The organism is Collinsella sp. BM28, assembly GCF_054551995.1.
Map to the genome: position 1 here is coordinate 672,315 of NZ_JBTOLJ010000001.1, position 22,781 is coordinate 695,095.

Annotated in this window: 18 protein-coding genes; 5 read left to right on the forward strand and 13 right to left on the reverse strand. The window is 60.7% G+C overall.

The window, feature by feature from the left end:
• Positions 1-16 precede the first annotated feature (16 nt).
• Positions 17-3,400, forward strand: coding sequence for a DEAD/DEAH box helicase family protein (locus tag ACX9NZ_RS02855; RefSeq protein WP_407495860.1), 3,384 nt, complete (start codon positions 17-19; stop codon positions 3,398-3,400).
• 112 nt (positions 3,401-3,512) lie between these two features.
• On the opposite strand, the gene ACX9NZ_RS02860 is transcribed toward ACX9NZ_RS02855, so the two are convergent.
• The 4 genes from ACX9NZ_RS02860 to ACX9NZ_RS02875 all read right to left on the reverse strand — a co-directional run bounded on the left by ACX9NZ_RS02860 (position 3,513) and on the right by ACX9NZ_RS02875 (position 8,203).
• Positions 3,513-4,967, reverse strand: a complete 1,455-nt coding sequence (locus tag ACX9NZ_RS02860) for a family 1 glycosylhydrolase (RefSeq protein WP_407495863.1) — start codon at positions 4,965-4,967, stop codon at positions 3,513-3,515.
• A 126-nt stretch (positions 4,968-5,093) separates the two neighbouring features.
• Complete coding sequence (locus tag ACX9NZ_RS02865; protein ID WP_302741858.1) at positions 5,094-6,473, reverse strand: PTS transporter subunit EIIC; 1,380 nt, start codon at positions 6,471-6,473, stop codon at positions 5,094-5,096.
• A 175-nt stretch (positions 6,474-6,648) separates the two neighbouring features.
• Positions 6,649-7,476 carry a PRD domain-containing protein gene (locus ACX9NZ_RS02870; RefSeq protein ID WP_294122810.1) on the reverse strand — a complete coding sequence of 276 codons (828 nt, stop codon included), beginning with the start codon at positions 7,474-7,476 and terminating at the stop codon, positions 6,649-6,651.
• A gap of 457 nt (positions 7,477-7,933) precedes the next feature.
• Positions 7,934-8,203: a hypothetical protein gene (locus tag ACX9NZ_RS02875; protein ID WP_294122812.1), complete on the reverse strand. Its 270-nt coding sequence runs from the start codon at positions 8,201-8,203 to the stop codon at positions 7,934-7,936.
• Between the two features lie 258 nt (positions 8,204-8,461).
• On the opposite strand from ACX9NZ_RS02875, the gene ACX9NZ_RS02880 reads away from it, so the two are divergent.
• The gene (locus tag ACX9NZ_RS02880; protein WP_294122814.1) at positions 8,462-9,208 is read left to right on the forward strand and encodes a DUF1287 domain-containing protein; all 747 of its coding nucleotides are present in this window, start codon (positions 8,462-8,464) and stop codon (positions 9,206-9,208) included.
• A gap of 135 nt (positions 9,209-9,343) precedes the next feature.
• Here the strand turns inward: ACX9NZ_RS02880 and ACX9NZ_RS02885 are convergent, their stop codons facing one another.
• Positions 9,344-10,111, reverse strand: coding sequence for a MerR family transcriptional regulator (locus ACX9NZ_RS02885; protein WP_294122815.1), 768 nt, complete (start codon positions 10,109-10,111; stop codon positions 9,344-9,346).
• 164 nt (positions 10,112-10,275) lie between these two features.
• On the opposite strand from ACX9NZ_RS02885, the gene ACX9NZ_RS02890 reads away from it, so the two are divergent.
• Positions 10,276-10,866 carry a histidine phosphatase family protein gene (locus tag ACX9NZ_RS02890; protein ID WP_294122816.1) on the forward strand — a complete coding sequence of 197 codons (591 nt, stop codon included), beginning with the start codon at positions 10,276-10,278 and terminating at the stop codon, positions 10,864-10,866.
• Positions 10,867-11,312: 446 nt separating this feature from the next.
• On the opposite strand, the gene ACX9NZ_RS02895 is transcribed toward ACX9NZ_RS02890, so the two are convergent.
• The 3 genes from ACX9NZ_RS02895 to serC all read right to left on the reverse strand — a co-directional run bounded on the left by ACX9NZ_RS02895 (position 11,313) and on the right by serC (position 15,101).
• Positions 11,313-12,554: a DUF1015 domain-containing protein gene (locus ACX9NZ_RS02895; RefSeq protein ID WP_302741859.1), complete on the reverse strand. Its 1,242-nt coding sequence runs from the start codon at positions 12,552-12,554 to the stop codon at positions 11,313-11,315.
• A gap of 95 nt (positions 12,555-12,649) precedes the next feature.
• Complete coding sequence (locus ACX9NZ_RS02900; RefSeq protein WP_118653149.1) at positions 12,650-13,813, reverse strand: phosphoglycerate dehydrogenase; 1,164 nt, start codon at positions 13,811-13,813, stop codon at positions 12,650-12,652.
• Positions 13,814-13,991: 178 nt separating this feature from the next.
• Positions 13,992-15,101 (reverse strand): 3-phosphoserine/phosphohydroxythreonine transaminase, encoded by a 1,110-nt coding sequence (serC, locus tag ACX9NZ_RS02905; RefSeq protein ID WP_294122935.1) that lies wholly within the window; start codon positions 15,099-15,101, stop codon positions 13,992-13,994.
• Positions 15,102-15,283: 182 nt separating this feature from the next.
• Here serC and ACX9NZ_RS02910 point away from each other — a divergent pair, with 182 nt between their 5' ends.
• Entirely contained in the window at positions 15,284-16,153 is an 870-nt protein-coding gene (locus ACX9NZ_RS02910; protein ID WP_294159833.1) for a metallophosphoesterase, read from the forward strand.
• A 26-nt stretch (positions 16,154-16,179) separates the two neighbouring features.
• Here ACX9NZ_RS02910 and ACX9NZ_RS02915 read toward each other — a convergent pair whose 3' ends face one another.
• Positions 16,180-17,667: a lipopolysaccharide biosynthesis protein gene (locus tag ACX9NZ_RS02915; protein WP_199588866.1), complete on the reverse strand. Its 1,488-nt coding sequence runs from the start codon at positions 17,665-17,667 to the stop codon at positions 16,180-16,182.
• Between the two features lie 259 nt (positions 17,668-17,926).
• Between ACX9NZ_RS02915 and ACX9NZ_RS02920 the strand changes: the two genes are divergently transcribed.
• On the forward strand, positions 17,927-19,498 hold the full coding sequence (locus ACX9NZ_RS02920) for an L-lactate permease (RefSeq protein WP_407495874.1): 1,572 nt from the start codon (positions 17,927-17,929) through the stop codon (positions 19,496-19,498).
• Between the two features lie 285 nt (positions 19,499-19,783).
• Here the strand turns inward: ACX9NZ_RS02920 and pckA are convergent, their stop codons facing one another.
• The 4 genes from pckA to ACX9NZ_RS02940 form a co-directional block, all read right to left on the reverse strand.
• Positions 19,784-21,385 (reverse strand): phosphoenolpyruvate carboxykinase (ATP), encoded by a 1,602-nt coding sequence (gene pckA / locus ACX9NZ_RS02925; RefSeq protein WP_118653157.1) that lies wholly within the window; start codon positions 21,383-21,385, stop codon positions 19,784-19,786.
• Positions 21,386-21,621: 236 nt separating this feature from the next.
• Complete coding sequence (locus tag ACX9NZ_RS02930) at positions 21,622-22,101, reverse strand: hypothetical protein (protein ID WP_118653159.1); 480 nt, start codon at positions 22,099-22,101, stop codon at positions 21,622-21,624.
• A gap of 139 nt (positions 22,102-22,240) precedes the next feature.
• Positions 22,241-22,513 (reverse strand): metal-sensing transcriptional repressor, encoded by a 273-nt coding sequence (locus ACX9NZ_RS02935; protein ID WP_118653161.1) that lies wholly within the window; start codon positions 22,511-22,513, stop codon positions 22,241-22,243.
• A 7-nt stretch (positions 22,514-22,520) separates the two neighbouring features.
• Positions 22,521-22,742: a heavy-metal-associated domain-containing protein gene (locus ACX9NZ_RS02940; RefSeq protein WP_118653163.1), complete on the reverse strand. Its 222-nt coding sequence runs from the start codon at positions 22,740-22,742 to the stop codon at positions 22,521-22,523.
• Positions 22,743-22,781: the final 39 nt, after the last annotated feature.

Genomic DNA, 22,781 nt, shown 5'->3' on the forward strand with positions numbered 1-22,781 from the left:
AGCGAGTGAGAACGCCATGAACTTCGGATTCCTAAAGCGTGCCGACGGGTATTACGACCTCTTTGCCGATGCTTGTATCGAGGCCGAGAAGATCTACGCGACTTCTCCCGCGCTCTGCGCGGTTGGTTGTCGCAAGGCGCTCGAGCTGTCTGTTAAATGGGTTTATGCAATCGATAATTCCATTAGCATGCCGTACCGCGACAACCTCTCGTCGCTTTTGCATGAGCAGTCGTTTAGGGAGTGTGTTGATGAGCGTGTTTGGCGCAGGCTCATCGGCATAAACAAACTCGGAAATCTCTCTGTTCACACGGAGCGCCGTGTCGCCGCCGAGGATGCGATCCTGTCGCTGAGGTCCCTCTTTGATTTCGTCGACTGGATCGATTATTGCTACGGCCCGGAATATGAGAATCGTCGCTTCGATGAGGAGAAGATTCCAAAGAAGGGCGTTCAGCTCACCCTTCAGCAGGTTAAGGCCATCAAGGCGCGCGAAGAGTTGATTTCTCAAAAGGACGAAGAGATCAAGCGTCTTGAGGCGCAACTAAAGGCGATGAGTGCCCAGGCCACCGTCGATAAAGCCGCCCACATCGAGACGCGATCGTTCAATCCAGAGGAGATCAGCGAGTACAAGACGCGCAAGCATTACATCGACTGGGATCTTGCCCTCGCCGGCTGGAAGATTGACGAGAACGCGCTCGAAGAGCGCGAGGTCACAGGGATGCCCCGAGAGAAGGATTCCGATTCCGGTACGGGTTATATCGACTATCTGCTCTTGGGAAAGGACAATCGCCCTCTTGCCATTGTCGAGGCAAAGAGGACTATGTATTCCCCGCAGAAGGGCATCCAGCAGGCGCGCCTGTATGCTCGATGCCTGGAAAACGAGTACGGCTATAGGCCTCCGATCTTTCTTACGAATGGATTCGAGACTTTTTTCTTAGACGACGATTCCGCTCCGATGCGAAAGGTGAGCGGCTTCTTCTCTCAAGATGAGCTGCAGAGGATAATCAATCGCCGGAGTGGTGCGGTCAAGCCGAGTACGCTGCGGGTGAATGAGACCATTGCCGGCGGTGGCAAACGCTACTACCAGGTAGAGGCCATCGAGCGCGTGTGCGCCAATATCGAATCAGGCCATCGTAAGAGTCTGCTTGTCATGGCCACCGGAACGGGGAAGACCCGTGTTTCGGCTGCCTTGACGGACGTCCTCATGCGTTCCGGGCTCGTTAAGAACGTCTTGTTCCTTGCGGATCGCGTGGCGCTTGTTCGTCAGGCCAAAAGCGGGTACCAGGATTATCTGCCTAATGAAACGCTGTGCAATCTTGTATCCAACAAGGATGATCGCAACGCCCGCATCGTGTTTTCCACATACCCAACCATCCTCAATGCGATTGACAAGGAGCGCAATGAGGATGGCAACCTTATGTTCACTCCCGCGCATTTTGATCTCATTATTGTTGATGAGGCACATCGCTCCATTTTCAAAAAGTATCGAGCGATCTTCGACTACTTTGATTCACTTGTTGTTGGCCTTACTGCTACGCCGGCGAACGAGGTCGATCGCAACACGTACGACTTTTTTGAGGTCGAGCGCGGGGTGCCCACCTACGTGTATGAGTACAACACCGCCACAGAGGTCGATCATGTTCTCGTGCCGTATTTCGGCATCGAGACCCATACGAGTTTCATGGATGACGGCATAACGTACGACGATTTGTCCGAGGAGGATCGCGAGACGCTCGAGGAAGACTTCGAGGAGACGGGGCAAGATGTGCCCGAAAAGATCGAGTCGCGCGAGATCAACCAATGGGTGTTTAACGAGTCTACGGTGGATGGCGTGTTGGAAACCCTCATGGAGAAGGGTATCAAGGTAAATGGCGGTCAAACGCTCGGGAAGACCGTCATCTTTGCGCAGAGCCAAAAACACGCTCGTTTCATCGTTGAGCGCTTTGGAAAGCTATATCCAAATCTCCCGGGGGACTATATAAAGACGGTGCTGCATTCGGATGATTATTCGCACACCGTAATCGATGATTTCGAGGTCAAACCGTTGCCGGTTATCGCCGTGTCGGTCGATATGATGGACACTGGCGTCGATGTGCCCGAAATCGTTAATCTCGTCTTCTTCAAGAAGGTGCGCTCGAAGATCAAGTTCTGGCAGATGATTGGCCGCGGGACTCGCCTGCGTGAGGGCCTTGAGGTCGTTGATCCTCTGAATGGCCCACATGTGGACAAAGAGCGCTTCTTCATTTTTGACTGGTGCAAGAACTTCGAGTTTTTCCGAGAGCATCTGAATGTTTCAGAGGGTAAGATCGCCCTGTCTTTGACGGAGCAGGTTTTTCAGCGTCAAGCTGAACTGGCCATGTTGATGCAGGAGAGCGCATTTGCCGCTGATGGCTATCAAAGCCTGCGCCAGGAGCTTGTAGATGCCATGCGAGGCCAGGTTGTGGCGTTGAACGATGAGTTGTTTTCTGTTCGCAGGCATCGCCGCGAGGTGGAGAAGTATCGCCGCGTTGAGTCATTTCGGTTGCTAACCCCAACATCATTTGCCGAGCTCAAGTCACCGATCTCAATGCTTGTGGTAAATGACGAGGCAGATGTTGACGCCTTGAGATTCGATGCGCTTATGTACGGCTACATGATTGCCGCCTGCCAGGGCGGGAAAACCGCTGGCTATAAGTCTCGGCTGATTTCGATTGCTGCTTGCTTGCAAAAGGTGACAACCATCCCCCAGGTCAAGGACAAGCTGCCCCTGATCGACGAGGTCTTTGACGGGCAGATTCTCGACGATGCAAATCTTCTGGATATGGAGGGCATCCGCAAGGAGCTGCGTGGCCTCATTCGATTTATCGTAGCTGGTAGAAGCAGACGTGATGTCATTACTCATCTTGATGATCCGGTTACGCGGGTCGTTTATGGCGTTGAGGCGGATATTGGTGAGGACTTTGAGGACTACAAGCTGAAGGTCGAGCGCTATCTCAAGGACTATGCCGACACGTTGGTGATTCATAAGTTGCGCAGCAACCAACCCATGACGGAATTTGAGTTCGAGCAGCTTGAGCGGATCTTCACGCACGATCTTGGCAATGCGGAAGATTATGCCAAGGCTTATGGCGATACGCCGTTTGGGCTTTTGGTTCGCAGGCTGGTTCATCTCGATCACGATGCTGCCATGGCTGCTTTTGCGAACTTCCTGAACGACCAGAGCCTCAATGAGCAGCAGATTTCCTTCGTGAAGCGTGTGGTGAATTACGTGGTAGAGAACGGCTATATGGAGCCGGTTGCCTTGACGCAGCCCCCGTTTGATCGGCCGCAATCCTTTATTCGCATGTTCAATTCTCAGCAACAGCTTGATTTGATGGCGGTCATCAAGGGGATTAAGCGGAATGCGGAACAGCCCGCCGCGTAAGGCATTTTGTTCGATGCCGATTTAGACGGTCATGGGAATGGGTGGGGTCCGGGCATTTCGGACCCCACCCATTCGTGTTGCATTTTCGGGTGCCGTGAGGACGTCGATGGGTTTAATCCAGGTCTTCGCCGTTGGATGCGATGACCTTCTTGTACCAATAGAAGCTGTCCTTGCGGTAACGGTCATAGGTTCCGTTGCCGTAGTCATCTGCATCGACGTACACGAATCCATAGCGCTTGACCATCTCGGCGAGCGAGGCGGACGGAAGGTCGATGCAGCCCCAGGTGGTGTAGCCCATGAGATCGACGCCGTCTGCAACCGCCTCGCGCATGGCGCGGATGTGCTCTCGGAGATAGTCGATGCGGTAGGCGTCGTGGACCGTTCCATCCGACTCCAGGGTGTCTGCCGCTCCCAGACCGTTCTCAACGATGAAGATCGGCATCTGGTACCGGTCGTAAATGCGGTTGAGCGTGATGCGCAGTCCCTCGGGATCGATGCCCCAGCCCCAGTCGTTCGTCTTGATATACGGGTTGCGCAGGTTCTTGATCAGGTCTCCGGGGTTCTCCCGTTTATCCTCATCTCCGCTTACCACATAGGTCATGTAATAGCTGAAGGCAAGGAAATCGACCGTGCTTGACCTCAGGATATCCTCGTAACCGTCGACGAAGTCGATATCGATGCCCGCCTCGTTGAAATAGCGCAGCACGCGCTTGGAGTAGGCACCGCGCGCCATGACGTCGTAGGGATTCAGGTTGAGCTGGTCTTCGAGCACCGTGACAGCAACATCAGTCGGCTTGCAAGTGTACGGGTAGCACTCGAGTCGGGCGATCATGCAGCCGATTTTGCACTGCGGGGCGACGTCGTGCGCGTAGGCGATGGTTTTGGCCGAGGCGAGGAACTGATGGTGCATGATCTGGTGGGCTAAAGAGAGGCGGTCTTTCTTAGAGCGGTACACCAGCGAGCCGCCGCCCATGTACGGAGAGCACAGGGCCATGTTAATCTCGTTGAAGGTGATCCAATACGTGACCTCGTCTTTATATTCATCGATCAGCGTTCGCGAGAACTTGACGAACAGGTCGATGAGCTCTGGCGACTCCCAGCCGTTGTATTCGTCGGTGAGCGCAATGGGCACCTCGTGGTGGATCATGGTCACCAGGGGCTCAATGCCGTACTTATGGCATTCGGCAAACACATCGTGGTAGAACTGGATGCCCTCAGGGTTGGGGCGCTCCTCCTTGCCCGTGGGGAACAGGCGCGTCCACGAGATGGACATACGGAATGTCTTGAAGCCCATTTCGGCCAAGAGCGCGATGTCCTCTTTGTAATGGCTGACGAACTCGCTGCCGCGCCGATACGGGAAGTTCATCGCGCCATCGTCTTTGCGGGCGTTCTCAAAGCGTCCCTGGGTGATCTCCATGGTCATGCGGCCGTCGGGACGCTCGTCTTTGGGGACGAAGTCGATGAAGTCCAGATGGGACAGGCCGCGGCCATGGAGGTTGTAGCCGCCCTCAAATTGAGCGGAGCTGGTGGCGCCGCCCCAGAGGAATGTGCTGGGAAATACGTTCATATGTGCTCTCCTTTTGATAAAACCGGTTTGCGGGTGCAGCCGTGCGGTGCGTTTTGGCCGAACAGCTGCGGGGTGGCGCGCTGCAGCAGGGCGGCGCGCCGCGACTGTGCGGAAACGGGCGGTGCGCTACAGCTGAGTCGAAGCGGTGTCGCTAGATCCGTCGGTGTCCTTGGTCATGACGAACGAGTACGCAAAGGCGGTTACAAAGGCGATGAGCAGGGAGATCCCCATGAACATCAGGTTACTCGTGCCGTCGATGTAGCCCGGGATGCTGAACAGACCGGGCTGTGCAAAGACAAAGCATTTCACGCCGAACAGCATGTAGGCGGCACCTCCGGCGGCACCGCCGAGGATGGCACCGATGAGCGGCTGCTTGTACTTGACATCGATGCCGTACAGGGCGGGTTCGGTGATGCCGAGCAGGCCGATGGCGCCGTTGGAGAACGCGGCGGAGCGCATCTTGCCCTTGAGTTTGAAGGATGCGCCGATGGTTGCGCCGGCGACGGCGATGTTGTTCACAAAGAAGCCTGGCATAAGCACGTCGAATCCAGTGGTGGCGAGATTCTGGAGAATGACGGGGAAGGTGGCGGAGTGCATGCCTGCCATGATGATGAAGGGCAGCAGGCCGCCGAACAGCGCGCCGGCGATCGGGCCCATGGTGGCAAACCCGGCGTTGATGCCCTGGCTCAGCAGGATGCCCGCGTAGTTACCGAGCGGAGCTACCACGGCGAGCAAGACGGGCATGAAGATTGCAAAGGAGATCGTTCCCGAGAGGACGATCTTGAGATTTGCGGGGATACAACGATCGACGGCCTTGTACAGGTACGAGAACGCGATGACACATAGGATGGTGGGCAGAACCGAAGAGGCGTAGCTATATGCCGGAACCTGGAAGAACAGGAATTGGATGGAGGCTCCAGCGGTCTGGTTCAGGAATGTGGGATACAGCAGGCAACCGGCGATCATGAGTCCGAAGACCTGATTGAGCCCAAAGCGCTTGGCCGTCGTCATGCCCACGAGGAACGGGAGGAAGTAGAACGGGGCGTCGCCGACGGCGTTCAGCACGGTGGCGACTCCGCTGTCACCAGCGATGAGCCCAAAGGTCGTGAGGATGAGGACGAGGCTCTTGATCATGCCGCCCGTGCAGAACGCGGGAAGAACGGGGAGGAAAATCGAGGATAGCGTCTCAAGGATCATCGAGGAGATGGGGGCCTTCTCGCCCGTAGGCTGCTCGTCGTCATCATCGATGACGTCTTTTTCCTTAAAACCTGTGATGCTGCAGAACTCACGGTAGACGTCGGGCACGTGGGTGCCAATGACGAGCTGGATTTGATTGCCCATCTCTTTGACTTGCAGGACGCCCTCGATAGCCTCGAGCTGCTCGCGGTCGATGATGCTTTTGTCTTTCACGATGAGACGCAGGCGCGTGATGCAGCAAAAGACGTCTTGGATATTATCGGTCGAGATGATCTGCAAAATATCATTGCAGAGTTGTTCGTATTTCATGTCGAACTCCTTGCAGTTCAGTGACCTAATTGGTCGTGCTGGTGATGCTGCAAAGGTTATGCCTGGGACGGTCGACTGCGCGAACACCCAGTAACAGTCCTTCGACATGCGCCGTGTTGGCGCGTGGTTCCTTGATCGGGTTCGTGGTGCGGCGCGATGCGGATTGCATGGGTCGCTACGAGCAGATCCTGCTGATGTGGATGATGATGTACAGCGTCTCATCATCGGAGAGCTTGCGCCCCCATGAGCTGAATATGTGGCGGGCGATCGCGTCTGCACATGATGCGCCCTGGGGGAATTGCTCGCGCATGCTCGTGAGCATGCTGGCATCCAAGCCCGCGGCTTCCAAGTTGTCGCCGATGCGCAGCCGCTTGAATAGATACAGCATGTGCGTTGCGTAGCGAGAAAAGGCGAATGACGTGCGGTCGACGGCGATTCCGAAAGAGCCCTCGATGATCTCTGTCACATCTTCGAGCATGCGGTCGTCTGCGGTGGTTTCGGATGCGCGTATCTCCTCGGTTGACATCTGCGCGTTCACGAGATTGAGGGCGATGCCGGCTGCTTCTTCGCGGGGAAGCCCAACGCCGAACTCCTTTTCGATGCGACGGACGGCGAAAGAGCCAAGTCTGTATTCGTCTGGATAGCTCTGTTGGACGTCATACGCCATGGGCATTCGAATGTACATCTGCTTTCGAGCTCGTTCCACCGCATAGGCGATGTGGTCGGCGAGAATGAACGTGAGGTTCGGGGACAGTTCATAGGGAAGCTGGTTCCGTACGACGTCGACTATTTTTGCCGCGAACTCGAGAACTTCTTCTGGTAGGTCGCCAGCTGCGGAAAGATAGCGACTTCCGACATCGTAGAAGGTTCGAGATATCTCCGACAGCTTGAGATCACGAGGCAACTCGCCAAAGCCCAAGCCTCGACCCATGGCGATGAGCTCATTACCGTCGTCATCTATGCAGGTGACGACATTATTGTTGATCTTCTTGATCGCTCGCATTATTACACCTCCTTTCTGTCTGCCCGTGATGACGGGCGCGAATCAGTGAGCTGGAACCACGCTCATAAAGAAAAACTCTTCGACGCAACCGTAAGAAGACCCTTGGCCTCCACGGTTATGCCTCGAAGAGTAACAGCCCGTGCATCTTTGAATTGTCAGCTGCCTGGTTATGCTCCTCACGGATTACAGCCCAAGAACAACCGTATTGTAAGGGATTGAAAATGGAAGATTTCAAGTGAATTCATTTTAATCAGTGAGTGGAAGTTATCTATCGATGGGCGGCGTTGGCGATTTGACGGAGATGCTCCGTGGGCAGCAAGATGGTCAAGTTGCCGCTGCGTGTGACGTTTCTCTATGGTTGTAGCTGCAACCAGCTTTTCCATCGCCCGCCGATGCCTCTCCGCCCGCTCTGCGATGGACCGCGCGATAGCTTCCTGGCTCTGCATATACGACACCTTCATCGGCGACGTGGCGCCGGATTCTCCTTAAGGGCGAGCCAAGAGACGGCGATGAAGAGCCCCGCAACGAGGAGAATCGCGAATTTGATCAAATTGAGGGCGCCGTGCCCCAATGCGATGAGGAGTCTCTTGCGAAGGATCCGCCGTTCCGCTGCGGGGTGCTTTCGATATTCGATGTACACCCAGGCGAAGAATAGCGATATGTCGACCCCGAATGCGATGAGCCCGAAGGTCATCTGCTCCACCAACACCTGTACGCTCTCGTCCATAAGCGACCCTCTAGCGATGCCCTGAGCGGCGTGCACGCCAGATGCGATTCGCCGTGAACGTGACAATGAAAGATATCAGGAAGATTCTCATCATGTACCTCCCGCGCAAAATGGTCCCTTGGGATAATGGTACTGGTTCGCCCGGACGCAATTCGATGCTGGCTGCTAAGGGCGGGCGACTCTTGGTTGTCCGCAGCGCGTGGGTTTGCTCGCTACGCGAGCCTGTCGTCGGTCGTGGAGATGGGACGGAGGGTAGAAATGGGTAAGAGACGTGGCGGAACCCGCAAGGCCTGTGTCCTGGTTGCCGTGATGGCCTGCGTGCTTGCCGTGGTGGGATTGGGCCTCATCGCTACGGGGCGCCTGTGCATCACGTCGGCCCGACGTCCCGCGGATCGGTATGGGCAAGATTGCTGTTCAGACGGGGGAGGCGCCGCGGGCATCGCTCTTAGCGGCGCCGTGGACTCTCCCGACGTCGATTTCGATGGCATTCCGGACGACGAGGATATTCTCGCCGCCGCCCTCTCGTACATCGGGACGCGACCGCATTACAAGAGCGCCTATTACGCTTCCGGATATCCCGATGACGAGTTCGGCGTCTGCACCGACGTCGTCGCCATTGCATGTCGGGATGCCGGCTATGACCTGCAACGGCTGGTGGCTGCCGACATCGTCCACCGTCCGGACGCCTACGGCATCGCCGCCCCGGATCCGGCGATCGATTTTCGCCGCACCCCGAACCTCGAGGTGTTCTTGGGTGCCCATGCCCTGAGTCTTACCAATGATGTGCGGGAGATCGACCAGTGGTGCGGTGGCGATATCGTACTGTACGAAGGGCATGTCGGTATCGTGTCCGATCGCCGCAACGTGCAGGGGATCCCGTATCTCATCCACCATGCGAGCCCGTTCCAGCTGTGCTATGAGGAGGACGGGCTGGAGCGCTATGGACGCATCATCGGGCATTACCGCATGAAGCCCGCATGCCTCGACCTGCTCGAGCGGGCGTGACGGAACGTGTTCAGCTTGAGCGCGCGTTCCGTCCGGGCCACAGCGGCGCATCGATGTTCTGTCGGCGGGGCGCCCCGCACAGGGGGAACTTCGCCGTAACGCGTCGAGCTGCCGCACACCGGGCCGCCCCCGCTCCTACCTCGCGTGCGCGGTGATCGCACCGTGCAGCCAGGTGGCGCACCCGGCGACGTTCCCGTCGTAGTATGCGGTGAAGCGCTCGTCGGCGACGTACATCTCGGCCAGGCCGCGATGCGCTTCGGGCGTGTAGAAGTTCCAGGTGAATCCGAGCCACTCGCGGTGCATGGAGCAGATGCGCTCGCCTTCTTGGCCCGTCGGGTCGGCGCCCGCGGTCACGGCGGCCTCGAGCGCCTCGTTGATGGCCCGTCCCAACTCCTGGAAGCGCTCGAATTCCCCCTCGCTCAGATTGAGCATCTTGCGGTTCGCCTCGTCTGCCGCGGCGTCTCCCCAGCGCTCGCGAACCTCCTTGCCGTACTCGTGCTCGTTGTCCTCGATGAGGCCCCGCTTCATGCCCTCGAATTTGGCCTTGTCGCTCATGGGCGTTCCTTTCTCGATGTGTGCGATGGTGGTTTCGACGGTGCGGATGAGCGCCTCGAGGCGCGCATGCTCCGTCTTGAGCGTTTCGAGATGATGGGCGAGCGCGCGGCGGCGCTCATCTTCGGTGGCGCTCAGGGCGCGTGGGATCTCGGCCGTGCCTACGCCCATGTGGCGCAAGAGCAGGATCTCCTGCAGGCGGTCGATGTCCGCCGGCGTGTAGCGGCGGTACCCGTTGGGGCCCCTCGTGGGCTTCAGCAGCCCCTCTTCCTCGTAGAAACGCAATGTGCGGGTCGATACTCCCGCGATCTTGGAGACCTCTCCGATGCCGTATGTTTCCCGTAAGTCCATGTCGGCCTCCTCGACGTCGATCGTCCGTAGGATAAACCTTTCCGCAACATTAAGGTCAAGGACGGGCTTGGCCGGCATTCGCCGTCGATTGATACAATCGGAACACATAGATGTAAACAAATGCGACGCCCGCCCGCGCGACGGGGCGCCAAAGGGGGGTATTGATGCACGGCGACCTGTATCTTGTCCGACACGGCAAGACCATGTTCAACGAGAAGCGAGTGATCCAAGGTTGGTGCGATGCGCCTCTCACGCGCGAGGGCGAGGAGCAGGCGGAGCGCATCGGCAGGTATTTCGAGCGCGAGGGAATCACGTTCGACCATGCGTACACTTCCACGCTGACCCGCACACAGCAGACTATCGAGCGCATCGTGGGTATGAGCTATGAGCGCGTCGAGGACCTGCGCGAATGGGGGTTCGGCGCGTTTGAGGGGGAGCGCGTGAGCCTTATGCCGCCGTTCCCGTGGGGCGATTTCTATGTCCCCTTCGGTGGTGAGGCGCAGATGGACGTGCGCCGTCGTGTGAGCGATGCGCTTGCGCAAATCATGGCGCGTCCCGGCCATGAGCGCGTGTTGGCGGTGAGCCACGGGTCGGCATGTCGCGAGTTCCTGACCCGATGGGTGCCCGACGGCGGGTTCGATCATGGGAAGGTGCCCGGCAACTGCAGCATCATGCATTTTGCGTTCAGCGAGGGGATGTTCGAGCTGATTGAGGTCATCGAGCAGGATCGGCTGAGGGTACTGCTCGGGGAGTAGGCGCCTCGCGTCTCGGATGCGTCTTTTCGGCAGCACCGGTTGCGCGCTTTGCGCGTGGGCTTTCAAGTGGCGCGCGGCAAGACCGCCCGGCTCCATGGGAGCCGGGCGGTCTTGCATAAAATGGTATGAATCGCAGTGGTGAATGAATATATTTTAAGGCCGAGGGCTTGGCGCCCCATACGATTCCGGTCAGGTGGTCAAAATACCCTGTTTGTGCGTTGAACCTCAAGAAGACTCAAGACAAAACCCCAGGATTGCGCAATCTCCGGGTCGTGCTCGCGCACGCGAGTGCCGGTCTGGTTCATAAGATGAGAGCAAAGTCCCAGGATTCACATGTGCGGCCGAGTATGCATCGCTGGAAACGAGGTCATGTTGGCGCACAACTAGGGTATTTTGACCATCATCGTGAAAATGCACGGAACCAAGGGCCGGAAAGCGGCTTTGAGCTACTTCGCGATGCGGTGGATGAACAGGCCGCTGCGCAGTTTGGGTTCGAACCAGGTCGATTTGGGCGGCATGACCTCGCCGGCGTCCGCGATGGTGAGCAGCTGGTCGATGCCGGTGGCGCACAGCGTGAACGCTATGCCGTTCTTGCCCGCCCGGGCCTCAAGCTCATCGGTTCCGCGAATGCCGCCCACGAATGAGATGCGGGGGTCGGTACGAGGATCGTCGATGCCCAAAATGGGCGCGAGGATGTGGTCCTGCAGGATGGAGACGTCGAGGGAGGCGACGGCGCTCACGGCGTCGCGCATGTCCCCGTGCAGCTCATACCAGGTGCCGTCGGTGAACATGCCGAACACCCCGCGCTCGCTCGGCTCGACCGGCCCCGTTGCCTCGATGATTCCAAAGCCCGTGCCGCTCAGAGCCTCGAGCAACTCGTGTGTATCGAGACCGTTGCGGTCGGCGACCACGCGATTGTACGGCAGGATGGTGAGCTGGCTCGCCGGGAACAGGACGGAGAGGAAGTAATTGAAGGGTTCTTTACCGGTGTACATGCCCTCCGCCTTGGCCTGCTCGCGCATGCGCTGGGCAACTTTCACCGCGCTTGCGGCGCGATGGTGGCCGTCGGCGATGTAGGCGCATGGAATCTGGCCGAGCATGGCGTGGAGCGCATCCACGGCGTCGCGACGCGCGACCTCCCACACGGTCTGGCGCACCCCGGCCTCGTCGGTGAAATCGTACAGGGGCGTTGAGGTTTTGGCGGCGCCCACGATCATGTCCAGCACGGGCTGGTCGCGGTAGGTGAGGAAGATGGGCCCAGTTTGGCAGCCGAGGGCCTCGATGTGCTCGATACGATCGCGCTCCTTGTCTTCGCGCGTGAGCTCGTGGCGCTTGATGACGCCCTGCTCGTAATCGTCGACGGCGCAAACGCATGCGATGCCGGTTTGGACGCGGCCCTCCCAGGCGAGTTGGTAGATGTAGTACGCGAGGTTCTTGTCCTCGACGAACGTCCCGTCCTCGATGCGCTCGCGCAGCAGCTCCGCCCCGCGCGCGTAGACCTCGGGGGCGTACATGTCGTGTTCAGGGTCGAATTGCGTTTCGGGGCGGTCGATGTTCAGGAACGACAGGGGGTGTCCCGCCACATACGCCGCCGCCTCGGCGCGGTCGAACACGTCATACGGCAGCGCGGCGACCTCCGCCGCATGCTCGGGAACGGGGCGGATGCAGGGAAATGGGAGGGCCTTCATGGGGCCTCCTTTCAGATGACGAGGCGTGACTGCCCACTATTGTACGCGCCCGGCGGGCTCGACGGCGGCCGCTCTAAGCGGGGGCGCCGTCGAGCCTACTTGATCACGCGGACGCGGTACATGCCGGAGATGTCCTTGAGGGCATCGATGGTTACGCTGTCGAGGTGCTCATCGGTGTCGAACATCGTGTAGGCGTTCTCGCCGGCACTCTCGTTGACCATGCGCTGCACGTTGGCGTTGTCCTTCGCGAGAATGGCGGTGATTTGGCCGATCATGTTCGGGACGTTGGCGTGCAGGCATGCGATGCGGCTCGCCGCGCGGGCCTTTCCCATGGAGCAGGACGGGTAGTTCACCGAATGCGCGATGTTGCCGTTTTCCAGGTAGTCCTTGAGCTCCGAAATCGCCATGTCGGCGCAATTTGCCTCCGCCTCGGCGGTGCCGGCGCCGGAGTGCGTGGTAATGAAGGTGCGGGGCATCTTCACCGTTTTGGGCGTGGCGAAGTCGCAGGCGAACCAGGCGAGCTTCCCGGATTCGAGCGCCGCGGCGACTGCGTCCTCGTCGATAATGGTCTCGCGGGCGAAGTTGATGAGCACGGCGCCTGGGGCGAGCAGGGCGAGTTGCTCGGTGGAGATCATGCCAATGGTGTCTGCCTTGGACGGCACGTGCAAGGTGAGATAGTCGCAGCCGCGACAGAGGTCCTCGAGCGTGCCCACGCGCTGGACTTCGCGGTTTAAGGCCCACGCGTGCTCGACGGAGATGAACGGGTCGTAGCCGTAGACGTCCATGCCGAGCTCGACGCAGGCATTGGCGACCTTGGACCCCACGTTGCCGAGGCCCACGACGCCGATGCGCTTGCCGCGTACCTCGCGCCCGACAAACGCCTTTTTCGCCTTTTCGGCATCGACCATGATGTTGGGATCCTCGGCGTTGTCACGCACCCACTGCATGGCCTGCACGATGCCGCGACTCGACATGATCATCATGGCAATGACGATTTCCTTGACGGCGTTTGAGTTGGCACCAGGGGAGTTGAACACCACCACGCCGCGGCGCGCGTACTCCTCGACGGGGATGTTGTTCACGCCCGCGCCGCAGCGACCGATGGCACGGATACCCTCGGGCAGCTCGTAGCCATGCAGGTCGGTGGAACGCATGAGGATCGCGTCGGCGTCCTTGGCGTCCTCGACGAATTCGTATCCCGCGCCGAAGTCGACGCTGCCGTCCTTGGTGATGTCGTCGATGGTTTTGATGTATCTCATGAATGCCTCACATTCCCGCTGACCGGTCCTTGCGAGGCCCGGTGCTCGGACAGTCTTGCTGGTGCGCATGACGCGTTTCGCGGCCTTCGGCTCGTGCGGAACTCGCGGCGGACCTCACGGGAGCCGGCCTGACGTTCCACACGCGATGCGGTGGCGCAATGGGAGAGGGGCGGTGCCCCTAGATAGATCGCGACGGCAATTTCCTCTCGAATTCCTTCATGCACGTCACGAGGGCCCCCACGGAGTCCATGGTCACCGCGTTGTAGATGCTGGCGCGCATGCCGCCCACCAGGCGGTGTCCCTTCACGCCCTCGATGCCCCGTTCGCGCGCGAAGGAGATGAAGGCGGCGTCGAGGTCTACGTCGTTGGTGCGGAAGGTGACGTTGCAGATGGAGCGGCTGTCGCGTTGGGCCGTGCCGTGGAAGAGCTCGCTTTCATCGAGCGTGTGGTAGAGGAGCTCTGCCTTGGCGCGGTTGCGCTGTGCCATGGCGACGAGCCCGTCGGTCTCCTCGATCCAGCGGAAGACCTTGCCGCATAGGTAGATGCCGAAGGTGTTGGGCGTGTTATACATGGAGCCTTTACTCGCCTGCAGCTTGTAACCCATGTAGGTGGGGCAGATGTCGGTGCGCGCGGGGCCGCCCTCGATGAGGTCCTCGCGAACGATCACCACGGTCACGCCGGAGGGGCCGGCGTTCTTTTGGGCACCGGCGTAGATGAGGCCGTAGCGCTCGATGTCGAGCGGCATGGACAGGAAGCAGCTCGATACGTCAGCCACGAGGGGCGTCGACCCGCAGTCGGGCAGCTCGTGGAACTGCGTGCCGAAGATCGTGTTGTTCTGGCAGATGTGGACGTAGTCGAGGTCGCCCGCGGCGGCGCGTTCCTTTACGGGTGTGAGGTCGGGGATGCGGTCGAAGTTCGTGTCCTCGCTGCTGGCGAGAACCTCTGCCTGGCCGTACTTGCATCCTTCCTTCCAGGCGAGTTTGGAGAAGTTACCGCTCACGACGTAGCCCGCATGGCCACGGCGCATGAGGTTCAGCGGTACGCCCGCGAACTGCAGGGTCGCGCCGCCCTGCAGGAACAGCACACGGTAGTTCGAGGGGATGACGAGCAGTCGGCGCAGGGTCGCCTCGGCTTCGTCGATGACGGCCTGATAGACGGGGGAGCGGTGGCTCATCTCGAGCACAGACATGCCGCTGCCCGCGAAGTCGAGCAGCTCGGATTGAGCTTCGCGCAGCACGCGCTCGGGGAGCGCGGCGGGACCGGCGGAGAAGTTGTGCACGCGTGCCATGGCTGTCCTTTGGGGAGTCGTTTGGATAATGCGATGTACTTTATCACTCTAAAGCATGCGGCGCATGGGGGCGCTTTCCATATTCAATTGTTTACACGGCCGCGACACGGGAGTTTGAGATGTGCGCCTGAGGGGAATACAATAACCCTAACGTTCAAGTTGACCTTGAAGGGAAGACTGCATTGGCGACGTATGTGACATCGGACGCGCACGGACATGCGCGGGCACTCGACCGCGCTTTGGAATTGGCGCAGCCTGGATCGAATGATGCCGTCTTCGTCCTGGGGGACATGGTCGATCGTGGCCCCGATCCCCTGGGCGTGGTGCGCATCGTGCGCTCTCTGCCCAATACGCACGTGCTTATGGGCAACCACGAAGCGATGCTTCTTGAGACGATTCTCACGGGTGACGAGTCGGACATGATGGCGTGGCACATGAATGGCGGTTTCGTCACATCTGAGCAGCTCGACGCGCTTGCGCGCGACGCGTACGTCGATGTCATGGATTGGTTCGCGGCATTGCCGACGTTCGCGGTCGTGGAGGTTGACGATGCACGGCGCTCCGTGGCTCCCGGTGCCCGTCGCTCGCACGTGTTGTGTCACGCGGGCATCGACGCTTCACGGTTGAGGGAGTCGCTTGCCGCGATGGGCGTGGCGGCCGATACGCAGGGAGGCTATGGCGGAGCCACGCCACGCAACCTACTCGATGCTATGGTTCAACAACGGGTTGACGACCTTCTGTGGATACGCCGTGAGTTCTGGTCGGAACCCACGGGACTGGTCGGTTGCGACGGACGGGGCCCCGTGGTCATTGCCGGACACACGCCCTCGGTGCTTTTGGGTCGATACGCGACGCTCATGTGCGGTGATGGCGTGGATGAAGCCCTGCGCGGCGTGATGGTGGAGGTTGGGCCCTCGCGCGACACGGGTGGTGTGGCCGATCGCATCTGCATCGACTGTTCTGCCGCCACCGGGTATCCGAGCGGCCGCGTGGGCATTATGCGCCTCGAGGACCGCCGCGTGTGGCTCGCGGACATCGAAGAAGGGGAGTAACCCCTGCCGCATCGCAGCGCCGTGCATCAAGAGCGGAACGGCGAACGGTTGCGCTGCGAGAGGTTTTGCCTGATGCGGTAGTACTTGATGCCGAGGAGCGTCAATAGGAGTGTCATCGACGCGAGGTAGCCTATGACCGCGCCGTCGAGGCCTATGATCCAGATGAGCGCCGTGGGTACGACAAGGGCGAACGCGAAGGTGATGAGATAGGGTTTGGTCGCCGAGCTCTGATGACGCAGGACGGTGATGATGGCGTAGAGAAAGTCGATCGACGCGCTCACGCCTCCCGCGATGATCATGAGGTTCGCCGCCACACGGTATCGCTCGAAATCGATGCCGTACATGAAACTCATGACCGATATGCCTATCCAGCCCATGAACACGAGGGTCCCCAGGGTGAGCAGGGTGATGACGCCCAACATGGCGAGCACGATGAGGTCAAAGCGCTTGCGACGGCGTGGGTTGGACCAGATGTTCGCCAGCCTGAGCAGCTGGGGTTTATACATAAACCCGGAGGCGAGCAGAATGCCCTGCGCGGGAAAGAAGAGCGCGTTGAAGTAGAGCTGGTTATCGTAAGAGAGCATGCCCTCCATGGCGAACTTGGGCAGGCTCTCGATGAGGTTGAAAAGGAAAACCGCGGAGAACAGCGGGAAGCAGTGGCGGAAGAGGGAACCCACCTCTCCCATATTCCACGGGCGCGACCCTTCCGTTTCGAGCAGCGCGAGGGGAATGGAGACGAGGATGAGCGAGGCGACGGCGGCGATGGCCATTCCTGCCGCCGCGACGGCGCAGCTCCTGGTGAGGAACAGCAGGATGCAGAATGCCGCCATGGAGGCAAGGGAGCGCAGTGCCTGGCTGATGCCGGCGAGATAGAGTTTGTCCGCCTGCTGGAGACGACCCTCGTATACGTCGGCGAGGCCGTCGACGATCTTGTAGACGTAGACGCCCATGGACAACATGAGCATGCCGGGGCCGTAATCGCGAATGGTGCAGTACAGGAGTCCCATCACGAGTGCGATGATCGAGGTGATCCAGCGATTGAGCTGATAAGAGGCGAAGGAGTTCTTCTCGTCGATGTCAGATACTTGGAACGTCCGCACGCCGTAGTTCGACAGGAACATGAGCAGGGTGCCGGCGGCGAACGCCATGGAGAAGCGTCCTGCCTGTTCGGTGCCGGCGAGTTGGGTGGCGACGACGGTGAGCACGGGAAAGACCATGCCCCATACGCCGATGCCGATGGTGTTCCACACGTAGTCGCGCCGTGTTTCGCCGCTTTCGTACTCTGCCTCCTGTGCGGAGAGCCCACCGTCGTAAATCGATTCGATAAGCCGCGTCCACCAGGCATTCGCCAGGCGTGCGAGTGGACCAGGTTCGCGCGGGGAGGGTTGTTCCGCGGCTTCCGTGCGCGAGCTGCTGGGTCGTCCGCCTGCGATATACGCGCGGTTGCCATCTCCGTGACGCGTGTGGAGATCGCGGATTTTGACACGGAGGTTGTCGAGCGGATGTGAAGGCACGGGCATTCCAATCGGTTGGGTTGCTCGGAAGTATAGCCCCTTTGTTTTCCGAAGGGCGGCGTGGACGATTTGGAAGCGGCCCGATACGGACGGAGTCGACCGGAGCGTACGGCGGTGCGTCCCGACGGGGCGTCGGTTGGGGTGAGCGGGTGAGTGGTACTATGGTCCGGCGCGCGGCGGTGCGGTTGTTCAGCACGAGGCGTATGGCTCGTCGCGCATTGGACTCATTGTCGGATATCGGATGTCGTTAGGAGCCGTTTTGTCAATTGCCGACCTTGCCATCCCCTTCATATTGGCCCTTTTGCCCATCGTCTGGTTGATCGTCGCGCTCGTGGCGCTTCGCCTTCCCGCGTGGAAGGCGGCGTCGGGATCGTTCGTCATTTCCTGTGTGCTCGCGCTTGCATGGTGGGGCATGCCCATCCCCGAGGTCGCCACGGCGAGTCTCGAGGGCTTTCTCATGGCGCTGTGGCCTATCGTGCTCGTGATCATCGCGGCGGTCTTTACCTATAACCTGTGCGTCCGCACGGGGGCCATGGACGTGATCGGGTCGATGATCACCTCGCTCTCGACCGATCGCCGCGTTCTCGCATTGCTGGTCGCTTGGTGCTTTGGTGGCTTCATGGAGGGCATGAGCGGATTCGGGACCGCCGTGGCGATTCCGGCGGGCATGCTCGCGGCACTCGGTTTCCCAGCGTTGCAGGCAGTTCTCATCTGCCTGGTCGCCAATGGCGTTCCCACCTGCTTCGGTTCCGTGGGCGTTCCCACCGTGTCGCTCGCGGGCCTCACGGGGCTCGACCCGGTTTGCCTTGCCTTTACCGAGATGGTTCAGCTTGCGCCATTTTTCGTCATCGTTCCGTTCATCGTCGTGTTCCTCGCCGCCGAGACCGGTGAGGAGTGCGCGCCGGGTGCCGGCGTGGGTACGCGTCTCGGCGGCGTTTGGCATATCGCCCTGGCGTCGGGTGTCGCCTACGCGCTGCCGTCCTTGGCGGTCGCGGCGTTCGTGGGGCCTGAGCTCACGGTTGTGGTCGGCTCCCTGTGCTCGCTTATCGTCACGGCGTTGTTGGCGCGCCGTCCGGGCGCGGCACGCGACGAGTATCGCATGGAGATCGCATCGACCGAGAAGGCGACCTTGGCAGGTGCCCTGCGTGCATGGTCGTGCTTTATCTTGATCTTCGTGCTGCTGCTCGCGACCTCGAAGCTCGTGCCGTCCCTGAACGCGTGGCTCGCCCAGTTCTCGAGCTCGGTCACGATCTTCTCTGGTTCCGATCCCTCGACCGTCACGTTCACGTGGATCAACACACCCGGCGTTTGGATCTTCATCGCCGCGTTCATTGGCGGCCTCATCCAAGGTGCGGTTCCGCGCGTGATGGGCGAAGTGCTTGCCGCCACCGTCAAGCAGATGATGCCCACGGTCATCACCATGCTCGCCGTACTCGGCTGCGCGAAGGTCATGGGATACGCCGGCATGATTTCGGCCGTGTCGTCGTTTTGCATCGCGGTCACCGGCTCGTTGTTCCCGTTGATGGCGCCGGTCATCGGCGCGGTAGGCGCGTTCGTCACGGGGTCTGGCACGAGCTCGGGGCTGTTGTTCGGCTCGGTGCAACAGCAGGCTGCGGAGGCACTCGGCATGGACTCCTACTGGATGGTGGCGCTCAACTCGCTCGGCGTGGGCGCGGGCAAGATGATCTCGCCGCAGACGCTCGCCATTGGCCTGGCTGCCGTCAAGACCGTGGGTGTGGAGGGAAAGCTCCTTGCCCGCGTGATGCCCATCGCCATCGTGTTCATGGTGTTGATGGCCGCCCTCGGCCTGGGTGGGGCGCTGCTGCTCTAAGTGCGGCTGATCCCGTCGCCGCGAGGCCCTGCGGGTTTTCCCTTCGCGCGTGGTTCCGCTTCGCTCCACAAAAACGCGCTGCGGGGAAACCCTCCGGCGCCTCGCGGCTGCGTTGCCGTAGCTCAGGCTCCGGGGCATTCTCCCGTAGACCGTTTTGTGGAGCGCAGCGGAACCACGGTCGAAGGGAGTATGCCCTGGAGCCTGAGCGGTGAGGTCGCCGGCGAAGAAGGAGCCCCGTGCAGGTGGGTGCACGGGGCTCCTTTTCGCTTGCTATGACGTGGGGCCTTAGGCGCGCGGGCCTGCGTTCTTCACGTTCTCGGGCAGGTGGGCGTACTTCTTCTCGAAGTTCTCCTGGAACATGCCGGCGAGCTTCTTGGCCGTGGCGTCGTACTCTTCCTTGCTGGCCCAGCACTTCCACGGGACCATGACGTCGTCCGGCACGCCGGGGCAGGTGGTGGGGATGTCCAGGTTGAAGACCTCGTCGTGGATGAACTCGGCATCCTCGAGCGAGCCGTCGAGCGCGGCGTTGACGTTGATGCGGTTGTAGACGAGCGGGATGCGGTGACCCACGCCGTAGGAGCCCTCGACCCAGCCGGTGTTGACCAGGTAGACGCGGGTCTTGCCTTCGGCGATGCGCTCGCCGAGCATGTCGGCGTAGACCATCGGGTCAAGCGGCATGAAGGGCTCGCCGAACAGGGCGGAGAAGGTGGGCACGGGCTCCTTGATGCCGAGCTCGGTGCCGGCGACCTTGGAGGTGAAGCCGCTCACGAAGTGGTACATGGCCGCATCGGCGGACAGGCGGGCGATGGGGGGCAGCACGCCGAAGGCGTCGCAGGTGAGGAAGATCACCGCGGTGGGCTCGCCGCCCGCGCCCTCGAGGCAGCTGTTGGGAATGTGCTCGACGGGGTAGCCCACGCGGGTGTTCTGCGTGAGGGAGACGTCGTCGTAGTCGGGGTCGCGGTGCTCGTCGAGGATGACGTTCTCGCACAGGGCGCCGAACTTGACGGCGCGGAAGATCTCGGGCTCGCGCTCCTCGGTGAGGCCGTCGCACTTGGCATAGCAGCCGCCCTCGATGTTGAAGATGCCCTCGCCCATGGCCCAGCCGTGCTCGTCGTCACCGATGAGCAGGCGCTTGGGGTCGGCGGACAGGGTGGTCTTGCCGGTGCCGGACAGGCCGAAGAAGACGGCGGTGTCGTGCGTGGCGGGGTCCATGGAGGCCGAGCAGTGCATGGGCAGCACGTGGTCCTCGACGGGCAGGAGGTAGTTCATGACGGAGAAGACGGACTTCTTGATTTCGCCGGAGTACTCGGTGCCGGCGACGACCACGGTGCGCTCGGAGAAGTTGACGAGCACGGCGGCCTCGGAGTTCAGGCCCTCGATGGCAGGATCGCACTTGTAGCCGGGGGCGGCGAGGATGGTGAAGTCGGGCTCGCCGTAGGCGGCGCGCTCCTCATCGGTGGGGCGGACGAGCAGTTGGGTGATGAACAGGGCCTGGCTGGCGCGCTCGCAGGCGACCATGAACTTGCGGGCGTGGCCGCGGTCGGCGCCGGCGAGGCCGCGCACCACGTAGAGGTCGCGCTCGGAGAGGTAGGCGGCGACGCCGTCGCGTACCTTCTCGTAGCTTTTCTGGGAGATGGGAACGTTGACGTTGCCCCAGGCAATGGTGTCGTGGACGTCGGGGGTGTCTACCACGAAACGGTCCTTGGGGCTGCGACCGGTGTACTTGCCGGTTTCGACCACAAGGGATCCGTTGGAGGCGAGCTTGCCCTCGTGATGGGCGAGGGCCTGCTCGACGAGTTCGGCGGGGACCATGTCCACATGGACAGAGCCCTCGGCAGCGTTGACGCCGTAGCGGTCCAGCACCTGGGTGACGGAATCAATAGACATGTCGATCCTCCTAAAGGACGAGCGGGGCAGCGGTCATTCGATGTGCCGTCTCGATGCCGCGCGCTCAAGCGCGTGCGCCACCTGTCGTTTGCGAGAATCTGCGCACCGAAAAACGTTTTACCGTTCCAACGCTCCTATTGATACCCCATGCGCCGTGCGGACATGTGATGGAGTCGGCAAGGGTTGCGCGTCATTCGGCGAGCGGTAGTTTATTCAGTAAGCCGGCCATGGGCGCCTTAGGACTTGGTTTCCATTTTGGAGTGGCAGCGCGGGCAAGTGACGCGGATCTTGCCCTTACCCTTGGGGACGGAGAGGATCTGACCGCAGGTGGGACATTTGAGGAAGTGCGAGGTCTTGCGCTCTTTCCACATCTTTTGGGCGGTGCGCTTGGCACGGTTGAAGTCGGTTCCGGCGGGTTTTGCGGCATTGCGTGCGGATGTCCTGGCACCCGCACGACTTGCCCCGACGCTCTTCACGTAATCGCCGAGGACAGGCACACGCGAGGCGAGGGAGAGAAAACCGTCGTTTTCCTTGCGGCGGGCCGCCTCGTTCTTTGAGAACGCGCGGGCGAGCGCGACGAGGATGCTCGCGAGCGCCAGCCACGTGAGCGGGTCGAACTTGGCGATGGTGCCGATGAGGGCGAGCAGTAGCCCCAGCGCGCCCAGGACCCCGGTGAGCTCGTCGACGCCGTAGCGGTCTTTCATGAAGTCGTTCATCTGTGCCTTCCGTTCCTACGTGTGCGCCTGGTTGCGGGCTGCCTTGGCGGTGCTGCGCTCCTCGGTGCGGCGGTGTGTCGTCGGCGTGTCCATTGCCGTTACCGTACCCGATAATAGCCCGCTCGTGCCGCTCAATATCCTATTTCGCGAGCTTTTCGATAATCCTCTCGACTTCGGCGAGTTTCTCGGCCTGCTCCGCCTCGGTTCCGCATGTCGCCGCGCGGCGCACGCAACCTTCGATATGGGCCTTGAGGACGTCGGCATTGATGCGCCCGATGAGCGACTGGGTCGCCATGAGTTGCGTGGAGATGTCAACGCAGTAGCGGTCGTCCTCGACCATCTTGATGATGCCGTCGATTTGCCCCCGCGCTGTTTTGAGGAGTCTCAGCGTGCGCTCGTGGTCGGCCATCATGGCGCGCTTACACCTCCTCTACGGTCAGGGCGTGGAATTTCTCACCGGCAGCCTCGACGGCGGCGGTAAGCTGATCGGGCGAGACGGCATCGGAGCATTCGACGGTGACGGTCTGCGTCTCGTGATCGGCCTCGGCGTCCGTCACGCCCGCAACGTTGAGCAGGGCGGTCTCGACGGAGGCATCGCAATGGCCGCACATGAGGCCTTCGGTCTTGATGATGTAGTTCATGTTCGTTCCTTTCCTTGTTGGAAGCCGCGAATCGGGCGA

Coding starts and splice junctions, on each gene's coding strand:
- ACX9NZ_RS02895 (WP_302741859.1), bottom strand. CDS start 12,554: ATGAAGGCCCTCCCATTTCCCTGCATCCGCCCCGTTCCCGAGCATGCG.
- ACX9NZ_RS02900 (WP_118653149.1), bottom strand. CDS start 13,813: ATGAGATACATCAAAACCATCGACGACATCACCAAGGACGGCAGCGTC.
- pckA (WP_118653157.1), bottom strand. CDS start 21,385: ATGTCTATTGATTCCGTCACCCAGGTGCTGGACCGCTACGGCGTCAAC.
- ACX9NZ_RS02930 (WP_118653159.1), bottom strand. CDS start 22,101: ATGAACGACTTCATGAAAGACCGCTACGGCGTCGACGAGCTCACCGGG.
- ACX9NZ_RS02865 (WP_302741858.1), bottom strand. CDS start 6,473: ATGAAATACGAACAACTCTGCAATGATATTTTGCAGATCATCTCGACC.
- ACX9NZ_RS02860 (WP_407495863.1), bottom strand. CDS start 4,967: ATGAACGTATTTCCCAGCACATTCCTCTGGGGCGGCGCCACCAGCTCC.
- ACX9NZ_RS02880 (WP_294122814.1), top strand. CDS start 8,462: ATGGGTAAGAGACGTGGCGGAACCCGCAAGGCCTGTGTCCTGGTTGCC.
- serC (WP_294122935.1), bottom strand. CDS start 15,101: ATGGCACGCGTGCACAACTTCTCCGCCGGTCCCGCCGCGCTCCCCGAG.
- ACX9NZ_RS02870 (WP_294122810.1), bottom strand. CDS start 7,476: ATGCGAGCGATCAAGAAGATCAACAATAATGTCGTCACCTGCATAGAT.
- ACX9NZ_RS02855 (WP_407495860.1), top strand. CDS start 17: ATGAACTTCGGATTCCTAAAGCGTGCCGACGGGTATTACGACCTCTTT.
- ACX9NZ_RS02940 (WP_118653163.1), bottom strand. CDS start 22,742: ATGAACTACATCATCAAGACCGAAGGCCTCATGTGCGGCCATTGCGAT.
- ACX9NZ_RS02885 (WP_294122815.1), bottom strand. CDS start 10,111: ATGGACTTACGGGAAACATACGGCATCGGAGAGGTCTCCAAGATCGCG.
- ACX9NZ_RS02890 (WP_294122816.1), top strand. CDS start 10,276: ATGCACGGCGACCTGTATCTTGTCCGACACGGCAAGACCATGTTCAAC.
- ACX9NZ_RS02935 (WP_118653161.1), bottom strand. CDS start 22,513: ATGATGGCCGACCACGAGCGCACGCTGAGACTCCTCAAAACAGCGCGG.
- ACX9NZ_RS02875 (WP_294122812.1), bottom strand. CDS start 8,203: ATGGACGAGAGCGTACAGGTGTTGGTGGAGCAGATGACCTTCGGGCTC.